Origin of the sequence: Leptospira alexanderi serovar Manhao 3 str. L 60 (assembly GCF_000243815.2) — a bacterium.
Lineage (GTDB): Bacteria > Spirochaetota > Leptospiria > Leptospirales > Leptospiraceae > Leptospira > Leptospira alexanderi.
Map to the genome: position 1 here is coordinate 70,001 of NZ_AHMT02000012.1, position 22,532 is coordinate 92,532.

Sequence of the window (22,532 nt, forward strand, 5' to 3'; positions counted from 1 at the left end):
CTCGGATCAAAAAAGCGAATACGGAATTTCCCGGAATCGTTCGTTTTGCAAGAAACGGAGAAGATTCTTCGGAGGCCGCTGTTCAAGGAAATGATAAGCGCCTAAAAATCGCCACAACCGAAGCTTATGGTATTGTTCAGTTGGCTCAGTCCGGTGAATCCAAAGAAGGACTTGTGGTTCAAGGGAACGACGAACGACTTCGTAAGGCTACAACATCGTATCCGGGAATCGTAGAGATTGCCACGCTTGGAACCAATACGCCTGGAAAAGTCGTTTCTGCTGACGATCCAAGATTATCCGACAAAAGGGATCCTAAACCTCACACTCACGATTACGCATCTCTGAATCACGATTTCAGTTCTCATACGGGTTTTCTAAAAGTAAAAGGGGTTACCGAAGCCGCTTATACAAATATTTCTCCTCCTCCGGAAAATCATGCTCCCATTTACGGAAAAAATGAAAGTGAAAAAGGAGCCGGAATTATTGGTGTGGCTCGTGATACGGGTCTTATCGGTTACGGAGAAAAATTCGGAGTTCGAGGAGATTCTTCTTCCGGTGACAAGGAGGGTGCCGGTGTCATCGGTCTTGCAAAACGAGGTTTCGGTGGAGTTTTTTACTCCAGATCGGGTGTGGCTCTTCTTGCGACGGGAAAAGGAATCCCTTCCTTCGGGGAAGTCGGATCGGGAAAAGCTTTTCTTGCGGAGGGAGAATCTGAATTTTCCGGAACTGTTCGAATTTCGACAGGAAAAAATTCGGATTGTATCGCAAGATTTTTTCCCGTAAATCCAGCGGATGTAATTTCCGAGGGAGATATTTTGGTGATGGGAGAAGATGGAAGGTTGCAAAAGGCAAAGACCGCTAACGCAACTCATACGATCGGTGTTGCCGTAAAATCGGCGGCTCTTTTGTTGGGTGAGCAAGCCCCTTCTGATGGGAGTCATTGGTTGGTGGCTGTGTCCGGTGTCGTAACGGTCAATGCGGACGCTTCCTCATATCCGATCCAGCCGGGGAGTTTGCTTGTGACCGGTTTGACGGGGGGGCATGCTGTTCGAATTTCGGCGGAGTCCCTGCGCCTGGGTTCCCTTTTTGGAAAGGCTTTGACCCCTCTTCGCAGTGGGCGAGGACAAATCCAAATTCTCCTTTGTTTTCAGTGATCAGGAGTTTATGAAAAAAATATCTGAAATTTACGGCTCTGCAAAAGGGCCAGTGTATTCGTTTGAATTCTTTCCGCCGAAAACTCCGGACGGAGATTTAAAATTGATGGAAACCGTGAAGGAGTTGGCTCATCTTGATCCGGATTTTGTGACCGTGACGTATGGTGCCGGCGGTTCGACAAGAGATAAAACTGCACAAATCTTATCTGAGATTTCGAAAAGTTATTCTTTTCCGACGGTTTCTCATTTTACTTGTGTCGGAGCAAATCAAGATCAGATTTTTAAAACCCTGAAGGAAATTCGTTCTTCTGGGATCGTAAATTTGATGGCTCTTCGCGGAGATCCTCCAAAAGGAGAGGGAGAATTTAAAAAGACTGAAGGCGGCTTTGAGAACGCGACGGAACTCATTTCATTCATTCGTTCTGAAAAGCTGGATTTTTGTATCGGAGGTGGTTGTTATCCCGAAAAACATCCGAATGCAAAAAGTCTTGAAGAAGACGTCAAAAATTTAAAACGGAAAGTGGATGCCGGAACTGACTTTTTAGTTTCTCAGCTTTTTTTCGTGAATTCTATCTTTGAAAACTTTTTGAATTTGGTAAGAAAGGTAGGTATTCGTGTTCCTGTAATTCCGGGAATTATGCCAATCACTTCTTTTTCTCAGATCGAGAGATTTCGTTCAATGGCCGGTTGTGAGTTCCCCTCTTCTCTCATTGAAGATTTGCAAGAGGTGGAACATCGTCCAGAGGAGTTTTACAGAAGGAGTTTAAACTTTTCGGTAAAACAATGTAGGGAGTTGCTTGCGATGGGAGTTCCAGGAATTCATCTTTATACTCTGAATCAATCTCACGCGAGTTACGATATTGTAAGGGAGTTGAAAAGTTAAAATCTGGATCTTTTGTTTTCGTTTTCTCCAAACTTGTAATGTTTCTACGAGTTTTAGGGAAAAGGCGCTTACGGTTTTTGACTCAGGTTTTGTCCTAGTACATTAGAATTGTGTTAATCAAGGGTAAGACAGCAGAAGAGCCAATCGGGAACAAAGCAGAGCAAACCAAATCACTTGTAAAACGAGCAATATAAGGAGAGTTTGCTCATCGCTATTTTTGCGGTATTCACAAGTCGTCTAGACAATTTAGAGGACATTCGGTTTTAAAAAAGTTCCTTTTCTTTCCCTGCGGGAAGAAAACCTGCTTCCACTCCTTTTTGATAAAGTGTAAGAATCGCATCTCTACCTTCGGTTCCGAGGGAACGCGTAAATTCGTTCACATAAAGTTCGATATGCGCATCGACAACTTCTCGGGTAGTTTCCTGAGAATGTTTGAGGATGTATTCGTAAGTTGTTTCTCGATTTTTGTAAGCAAGGTCAAGACTTAACTTCAAAGAAGAATCAAAGTTTTCCTTCCATTCCTTTTGGATATCTCTTCGAAACGCAATGGCGCCTAACGGAATGTGTTTGCCAGTTGTTTCTTCCCACCACTCTCCTAAGTCTTGGAATTTGAAAAGCCCTTGTTTTTCGTAGGTAAACCTTTCTTCGTGAATCAAAACTCCGAAGTCGGCTTCCCCTGATAATAGAAGAGGAATGATTTTATCGTATCGGACAGGGATCGTTTGAAAGTCGTCCTTTAAAAAAAGCTTTAAGAGAAGATTTGCCGTGGTCCATTCTCCCGGGATAAGAATTTTTTTCCCCTTGGGATTTCCGGGATTGTTTCCTTTTTTGTAAACGAGAAGCGGCCCGCAGTTTCTTCCAAGCGCAGAACCGGAGTCTAATATGGAATACCGATCCATCACTGAAAAATATGCGGCGAAAGAAAGTTTTGTGACCTGGTATTTTCCGTCGAACGCGGCTCGGTTCAGTTTTTCTACGTCGTGAAGTTCTTCTCGAACATAAAATTGCTCCGCGGCCTTACCATGTACGAGATGATAAAATAAAAACGTATCATTAGGACACGGAGAATACGCTAAACTGAATTCCATAACTTTTTTGCCGTCGGGTCTTTGTATAGGATCATTTTTTATCTTGGGTCGGAAAAGAAAAGTTTCTTCTTACAATTTTAAATGATGGAAGGACCGTCAATGCGACGTGTTTGAGCCAAAATTCAAACCGGTTTCGATCGGAAAAATATGTTTATTCGATCTTTTTGCGAAGAAAAATCGTTCTCTAAATCTTTAGTTCCGATTTACTTGAAACAATTTATGTCTATTGACCCAACTCAAATTCATACCATTGCCGTCGATTTGGACGGAACTCTTCTCAGTTCCAAAAGTAGGATTTCTCCCCTAACCCATTCGGTACTTCAAAAAGCGATCGACCAGGGAAAAAATTTGGTGATCGCGACCGGTAGGAGATTTTACTCCACTTTTCCGTTTGCAAAAGAATTTAAGGGAGAAGTTCACGTTGTGTCCAATAGTGGGCAGATTCTTAGAAAGTCTCCGAGTGCGGAACGAATTTCCGAAAGTTATTTGGAATTAAGCTTGGTTCAAAAAATTCTTCATTTAGGAAAAGAATTTCACACTCCGCCTATTTTACACGTGGACAAATTTGAAGAAGGCATTGATATGCTCACCGAAATTCCGATCACGGACGGGATATATCATAACTATTCGGGCGGAGATCATTCGAGGACCAAAAAGGTCGGCGATTTTCTTTCTGCGGATCTCGAAAAAATTTTAGTGATTTGTTTTTTATCGCTTCATAAGGAAGATTTAATTTCTCTCATCCGTAAAGTCTCCGCTCTTCCGGAAGCATCCGAACTGCGGTGTATTCTTACCAAAATTCCCGGAGTTTCTTATTGCGTGGAAATCATCAATGTATCCGTTTCGATGCCATTCCCGAAATCAAAAAATCCGTAAGACACGTTACACGATACAGTAATGAAGAAGACGGAGTGGCTCTTGCTTTAGTGGAGAATCGGATCATCCTTTTTTGAGGTTATGTCGCAACTTTTGCACATACCATTGTAACAACTCAAATCTTCTGTTTCGGAACCGGAAGGTTTGCCGATCAATTCCCGAGCTACAGACAACAGAGGAAAGAAAAGTCGAACCGCCGTTAGGCTGACGACCGTATATACAATCCAATTTTGTGCCTGAATATCTAAGTGCATAGGTCCAAATTGAAAATCAGTCTCAATAAAGTCAACAAAAACTTTTTTGTGAGAGTGACACTTCTTTGACAATCGGAACTTTAAAACTGGTATAGTTTGTTTATCGACTATGTGGTCCACTCTGCAAGTTTATCATTCGATTCAAAAAGGTAGAGAGAAGATAGAGATTCCAGGTTCGTATTCTTGGATGACTTGTATGCGTACGATTTGGATCACGGATAGCCGGATTCACGGAGAACCTTCGACACTTTCGGCTACTTTAGAAAAATATAATGGTTATGAAGGGTACCGTTTTATGCTTGAGGTCGTTTCCGGTCTTCATTCCAGACTTTTGGGTGAAACCGAAGTTCTCGCACAGTTTCGGGATAAGTTCAAAAACTCCTCCCTGCCCTCTTCCGCATTCGGGGAATATCTCGCGAAATTTAGAGACAGTCTGATTCAGGATTCGAGAAGTATTCGTTCCCGTTATCTTCAAAATATTGGCGAACAATCTTACGGGGGTCTTGCAAATAAATATCTGAAAGACCAAAGTTCGGTTTCTCTTTTAGGAACGGGACAACTCGCCGAAAAGATTCTTCCTTGGTTAAAAAATCGAAACGTGACTCTCGTCGGACGCAATGAAAAACGTTTATTAGAACTTTCTAAAGAATTGGATGTGTCCGTTAAACTGCTGATTGATTGGAAGCCTTCCGGAGAAGCGATCGTGATTGCGGCACCTTTAAATCTTTCTTCTTATCTGGATTCGATTACAGACGATGTTGTCGTGGTCGATTTTAGGGAAATTCCTTTAGAAGAAAAATGGCCCGATACAATTCAATACGTGTCTTTTGCCGAGATGTTGGATTCTCTTCGTGAAACCGAGGAAAGGGCTTTGCAAATTCGGGAAAGAATCGGGCCCGCTCTGGATGAGCTCGTCGAAGAGCGGGAACTTGAGACTCGGCAATTCATTTTCGGCTGGGAAGATCTGACTTGTCCCGCGTCCTAAGGATTGGTTCCCGTAAAAGCGCTCTCGCAAAACTCCAAACCTATCTTGTACACGATGCTTTAAGGGAAAAATTTCCGAATATCCAAATCGAACTTCATTTTCGAGAAGCCTCGGGAGATCTGGATCTGCAAACCCCTCTCTGGAAAATGGGGACGAGAGGAGTTTTTACACAAGATCTCACAAAGGATCTCGTGGAAAAAAAAGTGGATCTCGTAATCCATTCCTGGAAGGACTTGGATCTGGAAGGCCATCCCGGAACGACAATCGTAGGCGTGTTGGACCGTGCGGATCAAAGAGACGTTCTTCTTTGGAAAAGATCCTCCCTTTCTAAATATTCTCCCTCGGAACTGAAAATTCAAACCTCTTCTCCGAGAAGGGAATATAATTTAAGAAAATTCTTAAGTAATTCTCTGCCTTCCCGTTATAAAAATTCCTCGCTTATCTTTTTGCCAGTTCGGGGTAATATACAAACGAGAATCCGCAAATGGAGAGACTCCGACTCGGACGGACTTGTGATTGCCAAGGCGGCGCTTGATCGACTTTTGTCGGAGGATTTTTCAAATTCGAATGAATTAGAATATCAAGAAATTAGAATATTCTTAAAAGAGATCTTAGGGGAGTCGGTATTTCAAGTTTTTCCTCTTTCCTTAAATCCTTCCGCTCCAGCACAGGGGGCGATCGCGGCGGAGGTGAGAGCGGATGACGAGTGGGCTTTGAGTCTTGTCCAGGCTCTAAGCAAACCCGAAGTTGTTTCCGCGGTGGAAGAGGAAAGAGACATTTTGAAACGTTTCGGCGGAGGTTGTCATCAAAAGATAGGCGTTTCGATTCTTCGCAAACCCTATGGAAAAATTTTATACCAAAGAGGACTTACGGATTCCGGCGAAATTTTGGAAATCGAGGAACAATTCTCCGACACTTTTTTTCCTCCGGCCGAGTCCGTCGCAAAAGCCTATCCTGTGCCGGGAGAAGCGGTCAAACAAAAACGAACTCCCTTGGATTCTTCTCAAGGATTTGTTCTTTCCAAGGACGGTAAAGAAGACAAAGTCATTCTTCCCGAAGAGTTGATCTTAAAAGATTGGCTCGTGACCCGAGGGAATGCGTTTCCAAATTTGGATCCGTCCTTAGAACACAAAGGCCTCGTCTGGACCTCCGGTTTGAAAACTTGGTACCAACTCGCCGAAAAGGATATTTGGGTTCATGGTTCTTTGGATGCGCTCGGAGAAGAGGAACTTCCCAAACATTCCATTTTTGGAAACTACTTGGATTTTGTGAAGTGTACACATGTAGGTTCCACAGAGATCGTTTCCGGTCTTGCGCGGATTCTTACGTATCAAACACAGCCTATGGAAGATCATCCTGATCTTTCCGAAAAAACTCATTTTTTTTGGATGAGTGCGTCTCAGTTTGATAAAGCTTTGTCGTTTTTTCCTCGAATCCGAGATCGGTTTCATGCCTGCGGGCCCGGAATTACTTCCTTCCATATCCGAAAAGTTCTGGGAGAATCGGCTAACTTATCTGTCTTTATACACTATGAGTCCTGGCTACAAAGTCTCGGACTTAAAGAATTCAAAGGAAAAGAGCTTGGAAACCAAACAAAGAAGAATTCGCCTTAATACGGGACTCAGAGATCTTGCGTCTTCGGAAAGTCTAAATTCAAAAAAACTAATACAACCCCTTTTTATCGTAGAAGGTTTAAAAGAAAGAGAGAAGATGGATTCTCTTCCGGGCGTTTACAGAGACACCGAGATTTCCGTTTTGAAACAAACAGAATCGGATCTTAAGGCGGGAGTAACTCATTTTATTCTTTTTCTCGTTCCAAAGTCCAAATCCAATTCTGAGATTCCGAAATCTTTTTACGAACGTTCCGTCTCTTCCTTAAAAAAAGAATTCCCCGACGCCTTTTTATGGATCGATACTTGTATGTGTTCGCTCACGACTCACGGCCACTGCGGACTTCTACGTCCGGACGGAAGTGTCGATAACCCCTCTTCTGTAAGACATCTTTCCGAGATCGCCTTGACGTATGCGCAGTCCGGTGCGGATGGAATCGCTCCGAGCGATATGATGGATGGAAGAGTCAAAAGTCACCGTTCCATTCTGGATACAAACGGGTTTTCGAATATTCCAATTTTAAGTTATTCTACTAAATTTAAGAGCAATTTTTACGGACCGTTTCGTGCGGCGGCGGATTCCGCTCCGGGGCACGGGGATCGTTCTTCCTACCAGATTGATGTTCGAAATCGGGAGGATTCGATTCTTTCTTCGATCCGAGATAAGGAAGAAGGCGCGGACTTTCTGATGGTCAAACCGGGAATGACTTCCATCGATCTTATCGGTCCGATCCGGGAAAAAACCGGACTTCCGACCGGTGCTTATCAGGTCAGCGGAGAATACGCTTCGATTCACTATCTTGCACAAAACGGTTTTTGCGATTTCGACACGGCTTTGCGGGAAACCTGGCAGATTTTTTCTAGGGCGAGTGCCGCTTATTTGATAACTTATGGAGCAAGAAAAGGTAAGGAGATTTTATCTTGAGTCAACGTTCATCCGAATTGATTTCCGATTCGTGGAAAGGGAATACTTCCGAAGTGCTTTTTGAAAGAGCTAAGATTGTTTCCCCCGGAGGGGTTCATTCTCCCGTCCGTTCCTTTCGTTCGGTGGGAGGCACGCCCGTATTTTTCGTTTCCGCAAATGGGCCCACGTTAACCGACGTTTCCGGCAAGGAATATGTCGATTTTTGTCTGAGTTTCGGTCCTTTGATTTTGGGACACAGAGATCCGGAAGTGGAAGAAGTGGTTCGTGAAACTGCGGGCCTTGCATGGAGTTTCGGAACTGCGGAACCCTACTCTCTCGAACTTGCGGAATTTATCACGAGTCGGATTCCTTGGGCCGAAAAGGTCCGTTTTGTGAATTCGGGTACCGAGGCGGTGATGAGTGCGCTTCGTGTCGCGCGTGCGGCGACCGGAAGGGAAAAAATTTTCAAGTTCGACGGCTGTTATCACGGTCATCTGGATGCGCTTCTAGTTAAAGCAGGTTCCGGTCTTGCAGGAGAATCTTCTTCTGACAGTGCTGGAATTTCTTCGACTGCAATTGCAAATACTCTCGTGCTGCCTTTGGACGACGAAATGGCCGTCCAGAAATTGTTCGAATCCGAAGGAAAAAATATAGCCGCTTTGATTATCGAGCCTCTACCGGCTAACTACGGACTTCTCGTACAAAGAAAGGAATTTCTTTTGAAAATTGTGGAGATCGCGAAAAAATATGGAACGTTAGTCGTGTTTGATGAGGTGATTTCGGGATTTAGAACCGGTTTGCAGGGAATGTCCGGTTTGCTTGAAATTCGTCCCGATTTAGTAACCTACGGTAAGATCATAGGGGGCGGTTTTCCGGTCGGTTGTTACGCCGGAAGAAAGGATCTTTTGGATTTAGTCGCTCCTTCCGGTCCTGTATATCAGGCCGGAACCTTGAGTGCCAATCCGTTTGGAATGAGAGCCGGGCTTACAACTCTAAAAAAAGCCGAAAGAGATTCCATCTATTCGGTGTTAGAAGCTCGAACCAAAACTTTTGCCGACGGGATGGTAAAACTTCTGAATGGAAAAACGGATCAGGAATGGGAGGCTGTGACTCATTCTTCCTTGTTCTGGTTTCGTAAAAAAACTCCCAAGCCGGTGAGAAGGATCGATCAGATTCCGGAAGGTCATAAAGAAGGGTTTGCGAAAGTATTTCACGTTTTGCTAAAGAACGGAATTTATCTGGCTCCTTCCGGTTACGAGGTGGGATTCTTATCCTGGGCTCATAATGATTCGGTGATCGCAAAAACTTTGGAAATAGCAGATAAGGCCTTCAAGGGACTCTAATGTCTTCTCTATGGAAAAATTCTAGAATCCTTTTTGCAATCGTTTGGTTGTTGGTCACGGTTTCGCTCGGAGTTTGGTGGTTGTTACTCGGGCTTAAGCTTACGAATACCGTAGCGGGGCTCAGCGCGAAACTGAATTCATCGTCTGAAAGTCTTTCCATTTTGGAAAGACAAAGCAGAATGATTAAGATGGAAGGCACTTTTTTTCTTTTGATGCTTTTTCTGGGAGGAGCGACGTTGATTTGGTTTTCTTATCGTGAAACGCGTAGAAATAAACTGATTCACGATTTTTTTTCCACTGTGACTCATGAGATGAAGACGCCCCTTGCGAGTCTGCGTCTTCAAGCTGAAAGTTTACAGGAAGAAATGCCGAGTTTGAATGAGAACAAACTCATTCATCGGTTATTGATGGACTCCGTAAGAATTGAATCCCAGATGAACCGCGCGATGTATCTCGCGAGTTTGACTAGATCCGAAATTCTTTACATAGAAAAGGCGAACGTGCGCGAAATTTTTCTTTCTATCGGAGAGGATTTTCCCGAACTCAAAATCGATCTTTCCCGCTTGGAAAACGTTTCCGTTTCCGCGGACAGAAAGGCGCTCGAAAGTATTTTTAAAAATCTCGCAGAGAATTCCTTGAAACACGGCAAAGCTCAGGTCCTTGAGGTGATTTCCGAAAAACAAAAATCGGATCGAATTCTGATAACGGTTTCGGATAACGGATCCGGATTTGACGGAAAGTATAAGGTTTTGGGAATCCCTTTTTATAGACACGGAAGCACGAGCGGAACCGGCATAGGACTTTATATAATAAAAAAGTTAATGAAGAAAATGAAGGGCGATATGCGGATCGTTCCGCAAAAAACCGGTTTTAGAGTGGATCTGAATTTTCCGGGAGCGATCTGAAATGAAAGCCAAACTTTTGTTAGTCGAAGATGATCGTTCCCTGGGTGAAACTCTTCAAGAGCGTCTGCAAAAAGAGGGATATGAAGTTCTTTGGACGGTTTCCGCGGTTTCCGCAAAAAAATTGGTCAAAGACGAAAAACCGCATCTGATTCTTTTGGATGTGCGTTTGCCGGATGGAGACGGCTTTACACTTGCGGAAGAACTGAAAGAAACAAAAGACTGTCCTCCATTTCTGTTTCTAACCGCGCAAGCGGGAGCGCCGGAAAGACTCAGAGGATTTGAACTCGGAGCGGAAGAATTCATTCCTAAACCGTTTCATCTCAAGGAACTTCTTCTTCGTGTTAAACACGTATTAGAATCTCATAAACATTCCATAGAAGAAACCAGATTTTTTTATAAGGACTACGTTTTGGACTTTCAAGGATTTCGGATTAAAAGAGGAAACGAAGAGTTCCCGCTTTCCAAAAGAGACTGTGCCCTACTCCACTTTCTCGTGACCGAAAGGGATCGAACGGTCAGTCGTGCGGAAATATTGGATAAACTTTGGGGAGAAGAAAGTTTTCCCACAAATAGGACGATAGACAACTCGATCGTAAGACTTAGGCATACCTTTGGCGAGGAGGGGGAAAGGGTGATTCGATCCGTCAGAGGTGTCGGTTATCAATGGACCGGAGAAATCAAAGATGCCGAGTAAACGGTATTCAAACGCTATCAGCGGAGTCGCTCAAAAAATTCCTCCCGTATGGATGATGAGGCAGGCGGGCCGTTATCATAAACACTACCAAACTCTCAGACAAAAATATACGTTTGAAGAACTTTGTAAAAATCCGGAATTGGCGGCGGAAGTCGCCTTTGGTCCCGTAGACGACTTTGATTTTGACGTTGCGATTCTTTTCTCCGATATTCTTTTTCCATTGGAAGCTTTGGGAATGGGACTTCGATACACGGATGCCGGGCCGGTTTTGAGTTTTTCGATCCGATCCGAAGAAGATTTGAGGAAGTTAAAGCCCGTGGAAGACTCAATTTCCTTTATGCAGTTTCAAAAGGAGGCGATACAGTTGACTCGGGAAAGGATCTCCGAGGACAAGTCCGTCATCGGATTCGTGGGCGGACCTTGGACTTTGTTTACGTATGCGGTTTCCGGAAAACATGAAGGAAATCTTTCGCTTCCGAAAATTCTTACCGATGTTCGGAATAAATTTTTGGAAAAAATAATTCGGTTTTTAAAAGAGAACATCTCTCTTCAACTGGAAGGCGGAGCCGAGTTGATCATGATCTTCGATACCGCGGGAGGAGACCTTTCACCCGAATTGTTTCGTGAAATCGTAATTCCCGGGATAAAAACCTTGGCCGATAGTTATCCGGGCAAGGTCGGATATTATGGAAAAGGAACAGCGTCTCCGCATTTTCAAGCGGTTCAAAAGATTCCCACTCTTGCCGGTTTTGGATTCGATCATAGGTGGGATCTGAAAGAAATTTTTAAAAATGAAAAGAGAATGGTTCAAGGAAATTTCGATCAAAACTTATTGTTTATGGAGAGAGAAGAATTTAAGAGAACTCTCAAGCGTTATTTAACGCCTTATCGGGATCTTTTACCCGAAGAGAGAATCGGTTGGGTTTGTGGACTCGGACACGGGGTCATGCCCAAAACACCCGAAGAAAATGTGAAAAGCTTCGTAGAAATTGTGAGAGAGACATTTCGATGACGGTTGAAAAAAAGCTGATTGCAAAATACGATATCCCGGCACCTCGATACACGAGTTATCCTACCGTACCTTATTGGTCCGAGAATCCGACCACGGAAGAATGGTTGGATAAGGTGAGGAATCGTATTCGTTCGGAAAATTCTTCCCTTTCCTTGTACTTGCATATTCCTTTTTGCGAAACCCTTTGTTCTTTTTGCGGATGTAATACTTCGATTACGAAAAATCATTCCGTAGAAGATCCTTATGTCGAAACCATTCTGTCGGAATACTCTAATTATCTAAGGGAAGTGCCCGAAATCTCTCAAAGGGAGTTGAAAGAGATCCATCTAGGCGGAGGAACTCCGACGTATCTTTCGGAGAGGAACTTGGAAGTTCTTCTCCGTTTTATATTAGAAAGAATGAATGTTTCTTCTACGCCGGAGTTTTCTCTCGAGGTGGATCCTCGTAGGACCAGAGATACACAGTTAAAAATTCTCCATGATTTCGGTTTTAAAAGAATCAGTTTGGGAGTGCAAGACTTCGATCCGGAAGTACAAAGGTTAGTGAATCGTACACAACCTTTCGAAATGACGGAAAGGATCACGGAACTTTCCAGAAAATTGGGATACACATCCGTAAATTTCGATCTCATTTACGGGCTTCCGAAACAGAATCTGGAAAATATGAAACGGACCATTGGAAAAACTTTGGAATTGCGTCCGGATCGAATCGCATTCTACAGTTACGCGCATGTACCTTGGCTCAAGGCGGCGCAAAGATTGTTTACGGAGTCGGATCTTCCTTCCGGTTCTGAAAAACGCGAATTGTATGAAGTTTCCAGAGAAATGTTTTTGAAAGCGGGTTATGTCGAGATCGGAATGGATCATTTCGCTTTGGAATCGGATTCTCTTTCCCAGGCGGCAAAAAACGGAAATTTACATCGGAACTTTATGGGCTATACTTCTAAAGCGACGGATTTACTTTTGGGTCTCGGAGTTTCCGCGATTTCGGATAGTTGGGATTGTTTCCACCAAAACGAGAAAATCGTCAAAAAGTATCAAAAACGTATTCACAAAGAGGGGTTCGCCACACTTCGGGGACATAAGCTTGACGAGGAAGATTTGATACAAAGATCGTTAATTCTGCAACTATCGACGACGGGAACGGTTATAGTACCGAAGCGAATTTTGCAGGATGTGAAGCTGTATTTGACTTCTATGGAGGACGATACTTTAATTAGATGGGAAGGAAATCTTCTCTCTTTGACCGAAAAGGGTCGGCCTTTTCTTCGCAATGTTTGTACCGGTTTGGATCTCAGATTACGGAGAAAAAGCCCGGAATTGAGGGTTTTTTCAAAGTCGATTTGAAATGATCCGGTTTTCGGTTAAAAAGTCGTCCAAAAAATTATGAGTAAAGAATGACAGTTTTAACAAACAAAAATTGTCGCTTATTGTGGGAAGGCCTATTTTGAAATTATCTTTGAAAAAACTTTTTTTAACCTTCGTTATCGCCACTTTTTCGATTTCGGCGGAAACCGTTCTTTTGCAAGAAGGTGGAAGCTTCCGCGGTAAGGTCGTTACTCAAAATCAAAAAACGATTACGATTCAAACCAAAGAAGGCAAACGGGTTATTCCCAAAAGGGAAGTTTTGAAGGTCATTTATAAAGATGTCAACGAAGCGGAAGAAGAAAAGATCCGCAACATCGAAATCCAAAAGTTGGAAGAAGAAAAACTTTCAAAACAAAAAGATCACGAATTGAAAAAACAGCAGATAGAAGAAGAGCGTTTCAGAAAAGAAAAAGAAGAAACGGAGAAGAATAAGCCCCTACCCCCTTCTCTTCTCAAAGAACCCGAGGTTTCCCGGGCCGGAGCGCTTGCAAGATCCGCAGTACTTCCGGGTTGGGGACAATGGGCGAGCGGAAGAAAATTCGCGGCGATTCTCTACCCTACTCTCTTTTTAGCGGCAGGTTATGCGGTTTATGAGAACAATCGCAAGTATATAGTCGCCAAAAAAGAATATGAAAATTATGGAAACCCATATACGAAGAGTTCATTCGTAATGGCCGCATTAGGGATCGCAAATCCGGATTTACCTCCGGTGATTTCCGATCCGGTTACTCTTCATATTTACAACCAGAATTTTAGTCCTTATCAGGACAAAAGGGAAGGCGTAGATAAGGCTTATAAAAATCTTCAAACTAGCATTGGAGTGTTAGCCGGAGTTTATCTGATTAACTTGGCGGACGCTTTCCTTTTCGGCGGTCAAATTTCCTCCAAGGTTGGAATTTCGGACGGGACGACCAAAGGGTTGATTTTCGATTACAATCCGATGGCGAGTTCGGGAATCTCTAACGGCGGATTTACTTCCGCGGCTACTCTTGAGTCCAAATACACGTTTGGATACCGGTATCAATTCTAGGATCGGTTTATTTTAAAACCGACGGTTTTTTAGAAAATAGGAAAAAGAATCCGTTTCGATTGCTGATTTACAATCTTTTGATTTCTGCAAAAATGGGCCGGTGAATACACAACCCCCGGATCATATCGTCGTCGGAACAGGTTTTACTGGGCTTCTTTATGCTACCCTTGCCGTTCTAAAGGGGGAGTCCGTTCTTCTTTATGAAAGACAAAATCGTTCCGGGGGATTGATTGGGTCTGTTCCGACTCCTTTTGGGCTCGTGGAAACGGCGGCAAACGGAATCTTAAATTCCTATCAACTTGAAGAACTCGCTTCCGCACTCAACTTGGATATTCTATCCACAAGAAAAGACTCGAAAAAAAGATTTATCTGGAAGGACGGAATTCCAAAAAGAATTCCATTGTCCTTTTTAGAACTCTTACGCCTGTTATACGGAGCTTTGACAATACCTGCCGGGATTCGACAAGAGGAATCGGTTTATCAATGGGGGGTTCGTGTTCTGGGAAAAGGTACCGTGGAAAGTTTACTGGAACCGGGTTTTGCGGGAGTATATGCAGGAAATTTAAAGAACATGTCCGCCGAACTTGTGCTGAGAAAATGGATTTCTTCGGAAGAATCGCTGTTGAAAAATATTCGGTTGACGATTCAAAAGAAAAAAGCGGAACAAAAAGTACCGAAGCAGAGAAGAGGAACCGTAAGTTTTCGAGGCGGCTTGGGAGAATTCCTAAATGTGATGGAAGCAAAAATCACATCGTCTCCGAATTCCAGGATATTGTACTCGGAAGAATCCCCTACTCTGAGCTCGCTTAGAAAAAAATATCCGAAGGCAAAAATCGTCCTTGCCTGCGGTTTGGAATCTTCTCTGAGATTATTATCTTCGAGTTTTCCCGTTTTTAAAAGATACGAAAAAATTTGCAAAACTCTTGGAATTGTGACGGTCACTCGATTTGGCAATCGGCCGCTGCTCGGTAAAAAAACGGGATTTGGAATTCTTTTCCCTCCGGATTCAGGTATACGGGCCCGAGGAATACTACTGAATTCCTCCATCTTTCCGGGAAGAGCTTCCAAAGGACATTATTCCGAGACGTTTATTTTCGGAGGGGCCTTAGACATAGACATTGTGAAACTCAAAGAAGACGAAATTGTATCCATCTTGGAAGAGGATCGGAAAAAGATTGCAGCCCAAAACGACGAACCCATCAATCACTACGTTACGATTTGGAAATCCGCACTTCCGGTGTACGACGCCGCACTTCTTGAATTCAACAGAGAGTTGGATCGTGGTCTGCCGCAAGGGATTTTTGTGGAAGGAAATTTTCGATACGGGATCGGTCTAAGTTCGATTCTAGAAAGGGTTTGGAATATTATGCGAAATGGAAAGGAATTTTCGCTTAGAAGTTGATGGGACATTCTCCCGATTTTAAATTCGGAAAGTATCCCCCTAACTTTTTACAGATACATTCATTCTTTGGAGATTGAATGGATTCCAAACCGATTTTTGCCATCGCTTCGATGAATTTCGGATAAATTCCGGGAGCCGGGATTCGATGATACTCGACAATTCCGTTTTCGTAGGCGATTTTTTTGAGTTGTTCTCCAATCTCTTCCAAGGTTTCCAAATGATCGCTTACGAAACTGATCGGATATACGGCGACCCTTTTGATTCCGTTCTTTCCTAATTGTTTAAGCATGGTAATCGTGTTTGGCTCCGTCCATTTCGAAGGCCCTACCCTACTTTGAAAGGAAGTATGACATTTTCCTCGAAATCCTTTTTCATAAAGAAGTCGTTTTAAATTTTCGACGTTGGAATTAATTTCTTCCCTGTATCGATCCCCTTTTTCGATCAAACGGATTGGTATGCCGTGAGCGCTGAAGATCAAGTCGATCGTTTCCCAATTCGACACACTTTGGAAGGAATCGGAGTGTAAAAAGTCCTTCCGGTTCAGTTTGTCTTGAAAAAAGTCCAGAATAAGATCCCGAATCGATTCCAAATAGGCTTGTGAAGAATGGAATGGTGCGACCCAGCCTTCGTAACTCACGGGGCAGAATTTTGTCGTTTGTTCCACGAGTTTAGCCGTGCTCAAAACAGTGGATCTGGAGAAGTGGGGGTATAAGGGAAGAAGGATATTTCGTTTTGTAGGAATGAGGGAGTCTCGGTTTAATTTTCTAATGTCGGGATAGCCGCAGGTCATCGTGATGTCGCCTTCCCATTCTTCTCCAGTAATTTTTTCGAGGGCTTCGGCAATTGCGGTCGCCTGTTTAGAGGTTTCTAAAACAAGAGGGGAGCCACCTCCAAATCCCATAGACTTGTAAGTTTGAGTGACTTTCGGGACTCTTTTTTTTGCGACCCATTTTCCTAGAGGTTTTCTGATCCATTCGGGAAGAGGAAGATCGAAAACAAGAGGATCTTCGAAAAGGTCGATCAAAAATTTTTCGATTTCCGATGTGTCCCGCGGACCGCCTAGATTGATTAATAAGATTCTGTTTTTCAGAAGGAGCACACCTTTAATATAAAAATCCCGTTAGGGATAACTCTATGTTCCATTCTTTTAGATTCATATAATTCTTATAATGACCGAAATATTGAGAGAGAATGTCGTTGTTATTTAATCCGCCTTTTGTCGAAAAATGGCCGTCCCCAAAAAGTCTGTGTTCGTTGAGTTTAAGAAACGCTAGATAGTTTCCGAAAATTTTTCCCACTCCTAAGTTGAAATCGATTCCGAAACCGGAAAGATCTCCGATAAAGTTAAGAGACCTTTGATAATGGAAGTCTCGAAAATGCCCCGTCCAGAAAATACCGGAAAGCGAGGTTTCAAAAAGCCATTCCTTGTTCGAGTATCGATAGCCGAGACCTAACGGAAATTCGTAGGTCGAATACGAAAGACTTAGACCCAAGCCGATTCTGTTCAAAAAGATGGGGTTTGAGTCGAAAAATTGAAATACGTCGTAAAGAACATATTTCATAAACGTATATTGAAAACCACCCGTGAGATAAATTCCTTTCCCTTCTTTTCGAAAGTCCGAATCGCTGTCTCCAAAGTATCTTCTCAAAATGAGAGATTGCCTGTTTTGTATCATCGATAGTCGGCCTTTTCCGTCTGCAAAGTTACGGGATCCGATAAACGTATAAGGAGTGTCATAGTATGAAAGTTCTCTGGTTGATATTTTGGTTCCTCTTTCGACCGTGGGATCGCCTAGGAAAAAATCCTCGTCTCTTCCCTCTCCCGCATTTACATAACGTCCGGTAGTTTTTAGATTTAGATCGGCCTCCCATTTTTGCCAGCGAAAAGTAAACCCAAGACCGCCATAGTTAAAATCCCTTGCGTATGTGATTCTCGAACCTCCTCGTAGACCTGAAAGGTTCGGGTATTTGGTGCCGGTTTCAAAAATATTATCCCCGCCGTTTCGTCCCGCGAGTATCGTAAGGGAGGATTGTCGGAGCAGTTTTTTAAAAAATGTTTCCTCTGGTAGGGTCTGCTTTTCTTTTTCCTGAGACGATTTCGGGGACTCTTCAGAGATTGGAAGGGGCGTCTGTGCGTAGATCGAGCCGATCTGTAAAAGGGGAGCGATAAGAATTAAGAAAATCTTGAGTGTATGTTTTTGTATTTTCATGAACTTACTTTTGTTTTTTTAGTTGGGACCACAGCTTCGGGGTGCAATCATTTCACCCCGAATAATACTAAGAAGTCAAGGCAGGTTAACCGCCCTACCCTACCTACGCAATTCAGTTTTTAACGTTGCGAAATCGATGGGACATAGTATTGATTTGACAGTGTGCTTGTGTTTGTGCGATCCTGGCCCCGAGACTTCTTTTTTCATGAGTTCCAAAACTCTAACAACCCGGCAGATTTTAGAGGAGTTCGAAATTTTCTCCGAGGAAGAATTTTTGTCCAAGGTGAAGGAATGGAAGATTCCGGCTTCGGGGAAAGGGAAATTTGAACGTGAAGTAATAGAAAAATATTTTCAAAAAAACGATAAACACGTTTACGATTCCGCGATTATCGCCGTTTCCAACCAAAAAGGCGGAGAAGGTAAAACCACCGTTTCCGTTTGTTTAGCCGAAGCCCTTTCCAAATCGGCTCCTGTGCTTCTTGTGGATTGGGACGCACAAGCGAACATCACTCAACTGTTTTTCGGTTCTGTGGAAAGATCGGTTTTTCATTCCTTGGGTTACAGGGGCGAAGAGCCTATACCTGCAAAAGATCTATTGGTTCAACTCGCGCCGGGTTTGGATCTTTTGCCTTCTTCCATTCATCTCGCGAACTTTACGACTCCGTATGAAAGGGATGATTTCGAACTTTTAAAAGACGCACTCAAGCCAGTTCGCTCCGCGTATAAGTATATAATCATCGATTGTCCTCCGTCCCTTGGGCTGATTTTAGAGAACGCACTGATTGCGGCCGATCACGTGCTGATTCCGATTCAGACTCGTGCTTTTAGTGTTCAAGGTTTGAAGGATTTGCACTCCACGATTCTAAAAATAAAAAAGAAAGCGAATCCGTCTCTCAATCTTTTGGGGGCCGTTCTCAACCAATACGAAGACGCCCGCGCGCTCGCGGGACTGGCGGATGCAATCCGAAAATATTTCGAAGTTTTCGATACCGTTGTTTACAGAAGAGAGTCGATTCCTCAGGCTCAGGCCAAGAAAAAACTTTTAGGGGAATACGATAGCAAGGTTATGCAGATGTTTTCTTCTTTGGCGGATGAATTGATGGAGAGGATTTCAAATGGCTAAACGTTCGGATTTTGCAGGTATGGACCTTCTTACCGCGTTCGGAGAAAAGGAATCCTCAAAGGCGGAGATACAGGTTTCGGATATAGTTCCGAATCCGTCCCAACCGCGCGTGTTCGGAAAAGAGGAAGTTTCCGATCTCGTAGAATCTATGAAACGTTTAGGTTTGATCGAGCCTATCGTAGTTAGAAAGCAGGGAAAAAAATATCAAATTGTGGCGGGAGAAAGAAGGTACCAAGCGGCCAAGGTTCTCAAGTGGAATACAATTGCCGCGATCGAAACCTCCGCATCGGAAGACAGATGTTTTGAAATGGCGCTTGCCGAAAACGAGAAACGTAAAAGTCTGAACCCTTGGGAAGTCGGCCGCGCGATTCAGTTTTTAAGAAAAGAAAAAAGAAAAACCGCCGAAGAGGTTTCCAAGGTTTTGGGCTTTACCGAAAGATACGTGAAACAGTTGAGTTCGATTGCGAGGCTTGACCAAAAGTCGGTGCAAGATTTGATTCGATCCGGGAAAGATCCTTCCGTAAAAAACCTAGAAACGCTTTTAAAACAAAAAGAAGGCAGGGGGGGTGAAATGATTTCATCCCGAAAATTGGCTCCCATGAAAATGACCATTCGGTTAGTGGGACTTACCTTACAACAGAGAGAAAAATTTCTAAGGGAGCTTTCTTCTCTGAAAAAGAAATATGGAATTAAAGACTGATACGGTTCTTTGAACGGAAAAAATAAACATATGAAACTCGTTATTATAGCAGGTCCGCATCGTAAGGTTTCTCAGTCGGCCAAGGTCGCAAATTGGATGGGAAGTCGTCTCGAGGCGTTTGGCCATCAGACTTGGATTCTCGATCTCGGTAAACATAGGCTTCCGATATGGGACGATACTTTTTGGGATGGGGGAGATGATTGGGATCGGATTTGGAGACCGATCGAATCCGAACTTAAAAGTGCCGACGCTTTTATTTTTGTAACACCGGAATATTCCGGAATGGCTTCTCCCGGTTTGAAGAATTTTCTTCTTTATTGTAATTCGACTTTACTCGGTCATAAGCCAGTTTTAATAGGAGCTGTTTCCGCGGGCAGAGGTGGCGCGTATCCGATTGCCGAACTTAGGATGAGCAGTTATAAGAACACGAAACTTTGTTATATTCCGGAGCATATCATTGTTCGGGACGTCGAACACGTTCTTAACGGTCCTGAGTCCTCTAGTAAGGAAGATTCTTATATCCGAGATCGGATCGACTTCGCCCTTAAGATTCTCGTGAGTTATGGAGAGGCTTTGAAAACCGTTCGTGATTCCGGTGTGACGGTTAAAAAAGAATTCTTAAACGGGATGTGAGGACGAATATGATAGAGTTGTTTGTTGTTTATAAACTTGCCGTTACCGGAGAACTGTCGGGCAGAAAACAGAATTATAAATCCGAGATATTTACGGGACCTTGGCAAAAACAAATCCTAACTTTCTAAAACCTCCGATCGGTGTTTGGAGAGAAATTTTATCAGTTGGTGATCAGGCTTTTTTGCACAACCCGCAGGTATTTTATAAAGGTTTTTCCCAAAAACTTTAGAGAAATCGGCTGAATCGTTCCATAAGCTTGTAATAAAACATAGGGTTCTCACAGATTACGTTCCTTTGGTAGTTTATGGATTTTCTAACATATTTTATTGTTGGAACACTCTCTTGGGAGTTCTTGCGTTCTAAGATAACGTGAGTTCGGTGGTTGAAAATGAGAAAGAATTTTTTAAAAGTAAAAATTCCTACAATTTCAGAATTTGTTCGTGAAATCGTGATTTGTGGTAGTTCTCGCGTTTTAAGAATAGATTTACAAAGTTCGGATTCCAACTCTTTTCAGAAAAATGAATCATGGATTTCTTATGCCGAACTCACGTTAAGATAGTTTCTCAATCAACTCCTTTCAGTTTTCCGTTGAGAAGTCTCAAATTCTATCGTTTTTGTCATTGGCCTTCTTTTTTGGTTTTTAGAATCGAATGCGTTGAAAGATATAACTTATCAATTTCGACGCAAATGACCAAACCAAAAGGGGGATCACGATATTAATAAGTCCGACAACTAAGATAAGAGGCCAGGCGAAATTCTCCCCCCAATGAAAAGGGTCCCAAGCGTGCATCCAATGGATGAGAATCGGGTGGAGTAAAAAAATTCCCATGCTGTTTTCCCCGACAGAAGCAAAAAGGGAAATAAATCGTTTATGTCTCTTTTGTTCCTGAGAATCTTCCGCCCAGAGAAAAAGGAAAAGAAACATCGCGAGCGGATAAAAGATTAGGTGGTTGGAAGAATCGAATTTCCAGAGGTATCCTACGATACCTAAGACGACTAAATACAGAAAAATTCCATATAAGAGGATTCTTTTGAAAGAGTAGGGGAAAAAAGAAGATTTAGTTTCTTCGGCAAGTCGCAAAAAACTTTTCGGCTCTTTAAACCATTGTTCAGCTAACAATCCGAAGGTGAAGAAAAAAAGAAATCCTGTCGGTAGGATGGGCTCGATCGATTTTACGAAGGGAATTTCAAAATAACGAAAAATATGGTTCGATAAAAAATTCAGGATAAGAGCCGAGAAAAAAAAGATTAAGGTTACTTTTTTGGAGTCGGACTTCAGTAGGATTCGTTTGAGGAAAGGAAACATCAGATACAAGGAAACTAAAAGAGGAACGAAGTAATAGGGAGCGCACCAGGATCCGAGAAGAATTCCGTTTAAATATTCGGTTATGCTAGGAAGAGTCTGTAGTTTTATACAAGCGGCCAAAAAACTGACACCCAAGTATGGAATTAAAAGAGAAAAGATCTTAGGCCTCCAATAATCTGCCCAGTTCGTAAACTTTAAAAAAATTCCGGAAGAAAGAATGAAAGCCGGAACTCCGAATCGAAATAAATTCGAAAGAGCCAGCGTCAGTGTGGAAGCGTTTTCCCCCGGACCAAAGTACTGATAATACGAATTCACGTGAATGAAAACGATTCCGGTGATGGAAAGTCCTCGAATGAAATTGACAGACCCGCTTCTGATTTCCGAAGTTTCTTTTTTTGGGGAGGAAAGAAGAATTTGAGAAGGTGTGTCGGAAAGAATGCAGACCAGAATTAGTATACAAAGTCCGAATATATCTATTATTAAGGAAAGGTTTGAAATCATAAAAAGAATGTGCTTTTTCGGTAGTGAAATTAATATTCATTCGTCTGTATGCGATTTTTTGATAAAGAAGGAAATCTTTTTAGGTCGGTTTAAAAAATGAATAAAATGGAGATCCCTGTCGGCGGAATCGTGTTTAAAGAAGGTGAGATGAATAACGCGATGTATGTACTCCTTTAAAAGCGATTTTGGATTGTCAGCTCGCAGTCATTGAGAGTAAACAACAGCTGAAGAAGTTCCTAATCAAAAATCCGGATTTTTCCGCGAAAATGGTTCGAATTCTTGCCGATCGTTTGGCAAACACAGATAAACTTCTCGGCTCTACACTGGAAGAATTTTGCAAGTAAGCGCGCAAGATTTTGAAAGTGTCATCGTCGTCAATTCGTATCCGTAAAGTACTGCGTCTCGGTTGTTTTTATCGAGAATGCCGTCGAAGTACTTTCGTTTATTGTTTCTTCTATTTCTGTAAAATGTAAAACGGAATGATCGCATAAATGAAAGAACGGAAACGAAGAGGAAAGTGAAGATGGGTTTGAAATAAATTGGATTTTCCTT

General features: G+C 42.8%; 20 protein-coding genes and 2 pseudogenes (1 of these 22 cut by a window edge). 17 read left to right on the forward strand and 5 right to left on the reverse strand.

Going from position 1 to position 22,532, the window contains the following annotated elements; genetic code table 11:
* A protein-coding gene (locus tag LEP1GSC062_RS03580; RefSeq protein WP_010576397.1) for a discoidin domain-containing protein crosses the window boundary here: on the forward strand, window positions 1-1,154 show its 3' end. Its footprint begins 1,360 nt before the window's first position; the window shows 1,154 of its 2,514 coding nt (coding positions 1,361-2,514); its start codon lies off the left edge, out of view; its stop codon occupies window positions 1,152-1,154.
* A 10-nt stretch (window positions 1,155-1,164) separates the two neighbouring features.
* Window positions 1,165-2,037: a methylenetetrahydrofolate reductase [NAD(P)H] gene (gene metF / locus LEP1GSC062_RS03585; protein WP_020983411.1), complete on the forward strand. Its 873-nt coding sequence runs from the start codon at window positions 1,165-1,167 to the stop codon at window positions 2,035-2,037.
* Window positions 2,038-2,300: 263 nt separating this feature from the next.
* Here metF and LEP1GSC062_RS03590 read toward each other — a convergent pair whose 3' ends face one another.
* Window positions 2,301-3,125 (reverse strand): 1,4-dihydroxy-6-naphtoate synthase, encoded by an 825-nt coding sequence (locus LEP1GSC062_RS03590; RefSeq protein ID WP_010576395.1) that lies wholly within the window; start codon window positions 3,123-3,125, stop codon window positions 2,301-2,303.
* A 219-nt stretch (window positions 3,126-3,344) separates the two neighbouring features.
* Here LEP1GSC062_RS03590 and LEP1GSC062_RS03595 point away from each other — a divergent pair.
* Window positions 3,345-4,078: pseudogene (locus LEP1GSC062_RS03595) on the forward strand (HAD hydrolase family protein).
* On the opposite strand, the gene LEP1GSC062_RS03600 reads toward LEP1GSC062_RS03595, so the two are convergent.
* Window positions 4,049-4,255, reverse strand: coding sequence for a hypothetical protein (locus LEP1GSC062_RS03600; protein ID WP_010576393.1), 207 nt, complete (start codon window positions 4,253-4,255; stop codon window positions 4,049-4,051). The pseudogene LEP1GSC062_RS03595 and the gene LEP1GSC062_RS03600 sit on opposite strands and share 30 nt — an antisense overlap.
* Before the next feature lie 109 nt (window positions 4,256-4,364).
* Between LEP1GSC062_RS03600 and LEP1GSC062_RS03605 the strand changes: the two genes are divergently transcribed.
* The 10 genes from LEP1GSC062_RS03605 to hemG all read left to right on the forward strand — a co-directional run bounded on the left by LEP1GSC062_RS03605 (window position 4,365) and on the right by hemG (window position 15,507).
* On the forward strand, window positions 4,365-5,240 hold the full coding sequence (locus tag LEP1GSC062_RS03605) for a Rossmann-fold NAD(P)-binding domain-containing protein (protein ID WP_010576392.1): 876 nt from the start codon (window positions 4,365-4,367) through the stop codon (window positions 5,238-5,240).
* Entirely contained in the window at window positions 5,225-6,853 is a 1,629-nt protein-coding gene (locus tag LEP1GSC062_RS03610) for a type 2 periplasmic-binding domain-containing protein (RefSeq protein ID WP_010576391.1), read from the forward strand. The genes LEP1GSC062_RS03605 and LEP1GSC062_RS03610 overlap by 16 nt, the downstream gene beginning before the upstream one ends.
* Window positions 6,822-7,775, forward strand: coding sequence for a porphobilinogen synthase (gene hemB, locus LEP1GSC062_RS03615; RefSeq protein ID WP_020983420.1), 954 nt, complete (start codon window positions 6,822-6,824; stop codon window positions 7,773-7,775). The genes LEP1GSC062_RS03610 and hemB overlap by 32 nt, the downstream gene beginning before the upstream one ends.
* The gene (hemL, locus tag LEP1GSC062_RS03620) at window positions 7,772-9,097 is read left to right on the forward strand and encodes a glutamate-1-semialdehyde 2,1-aminomutase (protein WP_010576389.1); all 1,326 of its coding nucleotides are present in this window, start codon (window positions 7,772-7,774) and stop codon (window positions 9,095-9,097) included. The genes hemB and hemL overlap by 4 nt, the downstream gene beginning before the upstream one ends.
* A complete protein-coding gene (locus LEP1GSC062_RS03625; protein ID WP_010576388.1) occupies window positions 9,097-10,002 on the forward strand; it encodes a sensor histidine kinase in 906 nt (301 codons plus the stop codon). The genes hemL and LEP1GSC062_RS03625 overlap by 1 nt, the downstream gene beginning before the upstream one ends.
* A 1-nt stretch (window position 10,003) precedes the next feature.
* Window positions 10,004-10,696 carry a response regulator transcription factor gene (locus tag LEP1GSC062_RS03630; RefSeq protein WP_010576387.1) on the forward strand — a complete coding sequence of 231 codons (693 nt, stop codon included), beginning with the start codon at window positions 10,004-10,006 and terminating at the stop codon, window positions 10,694-10,696.
* Window positions 10,686-11,708: a uroporphyrinogen decarboxylase family protein gene (locus tag LEP1GSC062_RS03635; RefSeq protein WP_010576386.1), complete on the forward strand. Its 1,023-nt coding sequence runs from the start codon at window positions 10,686-10,688 to the stop codon at window positions 11,706-11,708. Before LEP1GSC062_RS03630 ends, LEP1GSC062_RS03635 begins: the two co-directional genes overlap by 11 nt.
* Window positions 11,705-13,054, forward strand: coding sequence for an oxygen-independent coproporphyrinogen III oxidase (hemN, locus tag LEP1GSC062_RS03640; RefSeq protein WP_010576385.1), 1,350 nt, complete (start codon window positions 11,705-11,707; stop codon window positions 13,052-13,054). The genes LEP1GSC062_RS03635 and hemN overlap by 4 nt, the downstream gene beginning before the upstream one ends.
* Before the next feature lie 100 nt (window positions 13,055-13,154).
* The gene (locus tag LEP1GSC062_RS03645) at window positions 13,155-14,105 is read left to right on the forward strand and encodes an LA_0442/LA_0875 N-terminal domain-containing protein (protein ID WP_010576384.1); all 951 of its coding nucleotides are present in this window, start codon (window positions 13,155-13,157) and stop codon (window positions 14,103-14,105) included.
* 100 nt (window positions 14,106-14,205) lie between these two features.
* Window positions 14,206-15,507, forward strand: a complete 1,302-nt coding sequence (gene hemG, locus LEP1GSC062_RS03650) for a protoporphyrinogen oxidase (RefSeq protein ID WP_010576383.1) — start codon at window positions 14,206-14,208, stop codon at window positions 15,505-15,507.
* Here hemG and hemH read toward each other — a convergent pair.
* Window positions 15,497-16,597 (reverse strand): ferrochelatase, encoded by a 1,101-nt coding sequence (gene hemH / locus LEP1GSC062_RS03655; RefSeq protein WP_078124378.1) that lies wholly within the window; start codon window positions 16,595-16,597, stop codon window positions 15,497-15,499. The genes hemG and hemH overlap by 11 nt on opposite strands.
* 13 nt (window positions 16,598-16,610) lie before the next feature.
* Complete coding sequence (locus LEP1GSC062_RS03660; protein WP_010576380.1) at window positions 16,611-17,717, reverse strand: putative porin; 1,107 nt, start codon at window positions 17,715-17,717, stop codon at window positions 16,611-16,613.
* 205 nt (window positions 17,718-17,922) lie between these two features.
* Between LEP1GSC062_RS03660 and LEP1GSC062_RS03665 the strand changes: the two genes are divergently transcribed.
* Genes LEP1GSC062_RS03665 through LEP1GSC062_RS03675 form a run of 3 tightly spaced genes read left to right on the forward strand, consistent with a single transcriptional unit; the run spans window position 17,923 to window position 20,173 of the window.
* Window positions 17,923-18,840 (forward strand): ParA family protein, encoded by a 918-nt coding sequence (locus LEP1GSC062_RS03665; protein ID WP_010576379.1) that lies wholly within the window; start codon window positions 17,923-17,925, stop codon window positions 18,838-18,840.
* Window positions 18,833-19,540, forward strand: a complete 708-nt coding sequence (locus LEP1GSC062_RS03670) for a ParB/RepB/Spo0J family partition protein (protein ID WP_010576378.1) — start codon at window positions 18,833-18,835, stop codon at window positions 19,538-19,540. The genes LEP1GSC062_RS03665 and LEP1GSC062_RS03670 overlap by 8 nt, the downstream gene beginning before the upstream one ends.
* Before the next feature lie 30 nt (window positions 19,541-19,570).
* A complete protein-coding gene (locus LEP1GSC062_RS03675; RefSeq protein ID WP_010576377.1) occupies window positions 19,571-20,173 on the forward strand; it encodes an NADPH-dependent FMN reductase in 603 nt (200 codons plus the stop codon).
* Window positions 20,174-20,813: 640 nt separating this feature from the next.
* Here the strand turns inward: LEP1GSC062_RS03675 and LEP1GSC062_RS03680 are convergent.
* Entirely contained in the window at window positions 20,814-21,980 is a 1,167-nt protein-coding gene (locus LEP1GSC062_RS03680; protein WP_020983428.1) for an acyltransferase, read from the reverse strand.
* 96 nt (window positions 21,981-22,076) lie between these two features.
* Between LEP1GSC062_RS03680 and LEP1GSC062_RS03685 the strand changes: the two are divergent.
* A pseudogene (locus LEP1GSC062_RS03685) lies at window positions 22,077-22,324 on the forward strand (hypothetical protein).
* Window positions 22,325-22,532: the final 208 nt, after the last annotated feature.